General features: G+C 46.0%; 2 protein-coding genes. Both read left to right on the top strand.

Features of this window, described 5'->3' with window-relative positions; genetic code table 11:
• On the top strand, nucleotides 1-113 hold a 113-nt coding region (locus tag HEN33_RS25700; RefSeq protein ID WP_140406051.1), incomplete at its 5' end, for a DUF1382 family protein.
• 10 nt (nucleotides 114-123) lie between these two features.
• Nucleotides 124-315, top strand: a 192-nt coding sequence (locus HEN33_RS25695; RefSeq protein WP_183083558.1) for a hypothetical protein, incomplete at its 3' end; no start/stop codon positions are given.

The following is a 315-nucleotide window of genomic DNA, read 5'->3' as shown; positions in this document are numbered from 1 at the left end:
TGCCAATACCAGTAGAAACAGACGAAGAATTTCATACGTTAGCCACATCCCTTTCACAAAAGCTGGAAATGATGGCGGCGAAAGCAGAAGCAAACGAGAGAGACCCGGCATGACAACAACAGAATGCATTTTTCTGGCAGCAGGATTCATATTCTGTGTGCTTATGCTTGCCGACATGGGACTTGTTCCATGACACCTCAGCAGGAAAACGCACTTCGCAGCATTGCCCGTCAGGCTAATTCTGAAATCAAAAAAGCCAAACAGCAGTTTCCGGATAAAAACGTCGATGACATTTGCCGTAGCGTACTGAAGAAG

The sequence above is a fragment of the Escherichia sp. 94.0001 genome (genome assembly GCF_013369155.2).
Taxonomy (GTDB): domain Bacteria; phylum Pseudomonadota; class Gammaproteobacteria; order Enterobacterales; family Enterobacteriaceae; genus Escherichia; species Escherichia coli_F.
Note: the sequence above shows the minus strand (reverse complement) of the source record. Positions and strands in the feature narration are given on the sequence as shown.